Below are 6,004 nucleotides of genomic sequence, written 5' to 3'. Positions count from 1 at the left end.
ATTACATCCTAGGAAGAAAAGTAATAATAATATACAGGCAAATAGTTTCATTAATTGTAATTAGTTTAATATATATTTTTGAATCTCCATCATTTCTGTTTTTTCCGAGAAAACAGCTCCAAAGGCATTTCCACTATGTTCATCGATTGTGATAAAACGTGGACAATTATTTAATTCATATACTTTTTCTAAATCGCCCTGCCAACTAAATACTAAAATTTTACTTGTTCCGACAAATTCTGTCTTCATAGGATTGCCATTCCAAAGAATATATACCTTTTCATTTGTACTATAAGTCTGAATAGACTGAAGAATGGTTTCTTCCGTAATATAAAGATTATAATTATTTTCCTCCGGAGAGTGGGATAAAGTGTATGATTTTTTCAATTCGCCGTCGAAATTATAAAAATTAATCAGGTTTAAATATTGAAAAGCTGCAAGAATAGTTTTATACTTAGGCGATATTGATAAATGATGATAATAAACATCTTTACGGTCCTCCTTATTATATTCATAATCCGGTTTATATGGAACATGAAAAACTTTTTCTGTTTTCCTATTGTATATAGAAAAGAGGCCTTCATCTGCTTCAATCGGAGTAAAAATATACAAAGAATCGGTGAGATGGAAATTGTATAAAAAAAGCATACCACTACCCAAGTTTCTTTGGGTCTGCAAATATTTCTTCCGATCGATATCCCTTAATGGAATCTGAATAAGATTTGCAGTGGGACTATCATAAATTGTTAATGTATCCCGATTAAGGGTACTTACAAACATGGGATAGTTGAATTCTCCGGAACCGCGCCCAAGTCTACCCCATTTACAAATTTCTTCGTTCGTATAAATATTATAAGCATAAAATATACTTTCGCTGCAGGATTCCTTCAGTATCAATATACTATCTATCAATATTCCCTCTTCATAACACCTTTCAGAAACAGGAATTTTTTCTCCCTTAATGGAAGATGAGGATAACAGCCTAAGCTCCTCTGTTTTTACAGGAGCATTACAAGCTGCTATATAAAACGCCATACAAAATATGTATATTTTATTTCTACTACATTCTTTTAATTTCATAATTATTCTCTTCCGTTCTCAACCAGTATCCATTGCCTTTATCCAGTACAATTTTGATCTGGTCTTCATTTATCAGCAATGTTCTCAATTTCCGGATCACCTTATTCAATTGCGATTCGAAATTATAGGCTGTATTGTTCCAGCCGGCCAGTAAAAGCACTTCCCGAGGAGACAGTTTATTTTTATTTTTGCACAGTATTGCAAAAACTTTACTTTCCAACATAGTCAATTCCTGCCGTTGATCTCCGATACGCAACTCAGCTTTAGCAAAATCATAAGTAACATTATCCGTCAAGTCTATCACCGAAGAGGCAGTTTTCCCAATCAACCGTTCCACCTGTTCTAATAGAAGAGCCACACTGTAATTCTTTACCAGATAGACCTGTGCTCCCTGACAAAGGCCAGTTTTCAAATCCTTCTCCTCTGCCAGCGAACTATAGATCACGACAGGTGTCTGCAAATCGTTTACCCGAATCAACTGCAATACTTCGAGTCCCGATCGTTTCGGCATATTCACATCCAAAACGACAATATCCGGCCGATACTTTTTGTACTTCACCAAAGCTTCCTTCCCATCTACCGCCTCAATTACCTCCCAGCCTTTTGCTGTCATTTTCTCCTTCATTTCCAACCTCATCAACCGATCATCTTCCGCACACAATACTTTAATAATCGCCATTTTATTCTGCTTTTATCCGGACTTCAAACCGACTGCCTTTTCCCGGAGCACTTTCCACCCGGATCTCCCCTCCATAAGCATTCACCACTTTCTTAGCAAAAGCCAGTCCTAATCCGAAACCGGTTTTATTCTTTACTTTTTTATCTTTCACCCGGTAAAACTGTCGGAATATCCGTTTCAACACTCTTTCCGGCATCCCGATTCCCCGGTCTGTTACCGTCAGTACCCAATCCCGATTTTCCCGGTAAAAAACAACTTTCACCCAAGGTTCATCTCCACCATATTTAATAGCATTATCGACCAAATTGATTACAAGATAATTAAAATAAACCTGGTCGAGCAAGGGTTTCTCTTCTCCTGTTTCCACCTGAAATTCCAACCTCGCATACGGATACAATATTCTAAACATCTCTGCCACCATCCCGATTTCCTGAACGATATCCACCGAAGCCCGCTCCACCTCCAACCGACTGTTTTTCAAGGTCACCAACATGGTATCGGTAATCTCTACCATTTTGCGGATGCGCACTTCCACCATTTTCAGTTTTTCTTCCTGTATCGCCGTCAATTCCCGGTTCTTCCGGTTCACAATTCCTTCTAATGCCGAAGTAACTGCAGCTAAAGGTTTCTTCAATTCATGTTCCAAATGGGCTATCCCCATGGTCTGCACATTTGCGCTTTGCCATGTCAGACGAATCGCTTTCCATAACCATACCAAACACCCGATAAAAGCAAAGAAAAACATCCCCTCCCCCACCAAATGCCAAATCATGGAACGGAAGATCAAAGGCAATTGAAAAACCGCTTCTATCCGATGCCGGCAACGATAACCGGCCTCGACAGAAACGGTACGTATTTCTCCTTCGCAAACGCCTGTTACTTCCAAAACCCGTCCCGCCGAATCCCGCAACAGGATGCCGGACAATCCATTCATACCTGCCTTTTCCAAATTTTTTCGATATAAAGAGTCCAATTGAAAAACATCAAAATCGTGTTGCTCATATAAATAATCGTAAAAAACAGCTCTGCCCATTTCCCGAAACTGATCAACAAAAGATAAAGTAATTTCTCTAACCCTACAGCTATCCCCATAAACAAATGTCTTTTTATCTTCTTTTAGTCCGTAACTGAAAGGAACTTTACGTGTCATCCATTCCTCCTCCAAAAATTCCTTAAACGAATCCACCAGTCGGTCACCGGCTTCTTGCCTGAAGCGATTTATCTCCATTTTCCGGGTTTTATACAACCACCCTCCCTGACCGATCAACACACATATCAATAAACCAATACATAAAAAGAAAACTATCCTGATATTCCCTTTCATCATTTTTGTTTTGTCCGGTACGTTATAGAATGTTGAAACTTTTACAAAGATAAAATTCCCTTGTAAATTTGTTCTATAAATTTAAATAAAAATTAATATGCATAAAAAAAGAATCTTATTGACAGGAACGATAATTATTTTATCTGTTCTATTCCTGAATGTCGTATTCCCGGACCAGTCAGCGAAAACCAGTCTGACGTTAGCCAATATCGAAGCAATAGCAGAACAAGAAAGTCCTGACGGCGAAAGAAAGGACCTGTGCCTCCAGGCCGGTTATATATGTGTCGGTATAGATAAAAATGGAATAGATGGAGAACATCACGGATTAATGAGAGGAGAGTAATACGATATGAAAAAGCAATCTTACCTTTTTATCGCCTTATTTATTTCCGCCTGCCAGGCAGAGCCGGATTTTACAAAAGAAGTTACCCCTTTGTTACATACCCGGGCGGGATCGTTGCAATTCGCCCAAACCGATAACCTGAATCTCGACGCCCTGGGGATCGTCCATCCCACCAAAATCGTCCGTAAAGATTCTTTGTATGTCATCCTAACCCCTCAAAGCGCTTATCGCTTTGCCATTTACAATCACCTTAACGGAACCCTGCATCATTTAGTACCGGCGGGAAGCAGCGAAGGCGAAGGGCACTGCTATCTGAACCTCCACCTCAACGGTAATATCGTTTCGGCATTGGATTTCAGCACCGGCCGTCTGGTTGAAATCGATCTCAACCATTGCACCGAAGCAGATTACCGCCCTGTATTCACCTCCCTCACAGCCCACGGTAAAACGCCGTTAGGAGCTGTTCGGGCCGGTAACCGGATTATTTCTACCGGAATTTATACCTCAGGCCGTTATTGCAGCACAAACCCGGCGGAAAACGAAGATATTTACAGCGTCGCTTATCCGGAATGCGCCCTGCCGTCCTTATCCGACAGCTTGAAAAGTATTTTCTACGCCAGCAATTGCCTGGCCCTTAACCGGACCCAGACCCGTCTCGCCTGTGCCAATATGCAATACGGTTGTCTGGACCTCTGTGCCATCCGGGAAGACCAGCTGATCCGGGTAAACGAAGTACACCTCAACCGGCCCGGAGTAAGTATCCGGCTGCAACGTCCCAAAGGCCGGAAAATATGGTATCCGGTAGCCTACACCGACCATAATCTGTTCGGTTTCTGTGACCTGACCACTTCCGACGATTACATTTTCGCCCTCTATTCCGGACGTACCTACCGGCAATACCGGAATGATGTCGACAAAGGCCGCGTGATTCTGGTATTCGACTGGAACGGCTCACACGTCCGCACCTACCATCTATCGAATAGTTGCTCGTCCATCAGCTACGACCCGGTAACGGATGCGATTTATGCCTTGTCGCACGAAAAGGGGAAATGTGAAATTATTACCTTAAATTTATAAATTGGGTAGATTATAGAATGTTGCTTTTTTCATGAAACAAGAATTCATCTTTAAATTTGTTTTGAAAAATAAATATTCAATACAATGAAGAAATTCAACATTTTGCTCTTCATCACAGTAATAATACTTTTGCTCTTGTCCGGATGGTCTATTTTTCACCAGCCCGGCTACAGTAGTGAAGATCAGTTCGTCACTCCCACAAATATCCATTTTGAAAAGGATACCCTATCGTTAGGCTCAGTCAAATACGGGACAGAACAAAAAGCAGTATTTCGTTTTACAAACACCGGTACAGCTCCGCTATTGATCTACAATGTAGTGCCATCGTGCGACTGCACTGCTGTGAAATGGAAAAAACGCCCCATCAAACCGGGAGAATCAGGAGAGATCCAAACCGTATACAGCCCGAATTCACTCGGTATGTTTATTAAAAACATAGAGGTCCGCTGCAATGTGGCCGGACACAAAATCAACCTAAAGATACGTGGTAATGTAATCGAATAAATTTTCATGCGCGTGGTAAAAATTAACAATCCTTTCGATTATGCTATCATGAAAGTCAACTTGATTGTCTAACCCAGGAGAAAAAGGACGGAAAGCTGAACAGCATTTTCCAAATCAAATCAGCTTCCGTCCCGACACTCCCTCTAAAAAAGAAAGAGAGGTAAGTATGTAAATATATAAATAACGTATAATAATTGCAAGGCAAAAACATACAAAATAAATTTCAAAATATTTATTACAAATAAAATACAACTATTATGAAAAATATCAAATTACTAATCGTAATCCTTATTGTTGCATTTTCAGCTTTTAATATTTCAATGAGTATCACAGAAAATTCAGAAAATAATATTACTTTAAATAGTATAAATGAACATGCATTTGCAAGTAGTGAAAATGAATGTTCGAATGCAATAAGTATGACGTTTGGATGTACAAGATGCTCAAACATGAATGTCCCAGGTTGTAAACATATCCCTGAAGAAACCACAAGCACCTGTACAATCGGAAAATGTTCACAATGCGGTGCTCCTGGTTCTTATCTTAACTAATTTTTCAAGAGACTGTCTAAAAAGTCAAAACATCCCCAGTTAGAATCGAATATTTGATTTCAGTCTCTAATAAGGATATGAATAAATAGAGGGTGTCAAATTTTTTTGGATACCCTCCTTAATCGGATATTCACTCTATTTCATTGATAAATATATAAGAATATAATTCTTTTGTTTTAAAACTATGCAAAAATCTTTCCTTCTATTTCTAGTATTATCTTTCATACAGTGTAAGACTGAAAATTACCCCATCACCGGGACTATCACGTTACCTTTCAAAACAGGAGAAAAATACCTATCGGTAACTGAATCGGATTATCAATATTCTTATCATTTTATTTCATTGGAAACTAAAGAAGGATCTTTACTCAGTAAAAAGACCTCCAATTACCAGAGGAAATCAAACAACATTTAAACAACGAAGGCGTCGTTCTTCGTCTATATTC

General features: G+C 39.4%; 7 protein-coding genes. 4 read left to right on the top strand and 3 right to left on the bottom strand.

Annotated features, from left to right (window positions below; translation table 11 throughout):
- Positions 1 to 60: 60 nt before the first annotated feature.
- From WS34_RS13975 to WS34_RS13965, 3 genes are read right to left on the bottom strand one after another with little or no spacing between them, the layout of a single operon-like run.
- The gene (locus tag WS34_RS13975) at positions 61 to 1,035 is read right to left on the bottom strand and encodes a BF3164 family lipoprotein (RefSeq protein WP_046405213.1); all 975 of its coding nucleotides are present in this window, start codon (positions 1,033 to 1,035) and stop codon (positions 61 to 63) included.
- A gap of 25 nt (positions 1,036 to 1,060) precedes the next feature.
- On the bottom strand, positions 1,061 to 1,759 hold the full coding sequence (locus WS34_RS13970; protein ID WP_046405558.1) for a response regulator transcription factor: 699 nt from the start codon (positions 1,757 to 1,759) through the stop codon (positions 1,061 to 1,063).
- A gap of 1 nt (position 1,760) precedes the next feature.
- A complete protein-coding gene (locus WS34_RS13965; protein WP_046405556.1) occupies positions 1,761 to 3,086 on the bottom strand; it encodes a sensor histidine kinase in 1,326 nt (441 codons plus the stop codon).
- Positions 3,087 to 3,180: 94 nt separating this feature from the next.
- On the opposite strand from WS34_RS13965, the gene WS34_RS13960 reads away from it, so the two are divergent.
- The 4 genes from WS34_RS13960 (at position 3,181) to WS34_RS15790 (ending at position 5,558) form a co-directional block, all read left to right on the top strand.
- Positions 3,181 to 3,426 carry an SH3 domain-containing protein gene (locus tag WS34_RS13960; protein ID WP_046405554.1) on the top strand — a complete coding sequence of 82 codons (246 nt, stop codon included), beginning with the start codon at positions 3,181 to 3,183 and terminating at the stop codon, positions 3,424 to 3,426.
- A gap of 6 nt (positions 3,427 to 3,432) precedes the next feature.
- Positions 3,433 to 4,503, top strand: coding sequence for a BF3164 family lipoprotein (locus tag WS34_RS13955; protein ID WP_046405552.1), 1,071 nt, complete (start codon positions 3,433 to 3,435; stop codon positions 4,501 to 4,503).
- Between the two features lie 84 nt (positions 4,504 to 4,587).
- Positions 4,588 to 5,007 carry a DUF1573 domain-containing protein gene (locus tag WS34_RS13950; protein ID WP_022159589.1) on the top strand — a complete coding sequence of 140 codons (420 nt, stop codon included), beginning with the start codon at positions 4,588 to 4,590 and terminating at the stop codon, positions 5,005 to 5,007.
- A 257-nt stretch (positions 5,008 to 5,264) separates the two neighbouring features.
- Positions 5,265 to 5,558, top strand: a complete 294-nt coding sequence (locus WS34_RS15790; protein ID WP_022159590.1) for a hypothetical protein — start codon at positions 5,265 to 5,267, stop codon at positions 5,556 to 5,558.
- Positions 5,559 to 6,004 lie beyond the last annotated feature (446 nt).

The sequence above is a fragment of the Odoribacter sp. N15.MGS-14 genome, assembly GCF_000980245.1.
In the GTDB taxonomy this organism is placed as follows: domain Bacteria; phylum Bacteroidota; class Bacteroidia; order Bacteroidales; family Marinifilaceae; genus Odoribacter; species Odoribacter splanchnicus.
Note: the sequence above shows the minus strand (reverse complement) of the source record. Positions and strands in the feature narration are given on the sequence as shown.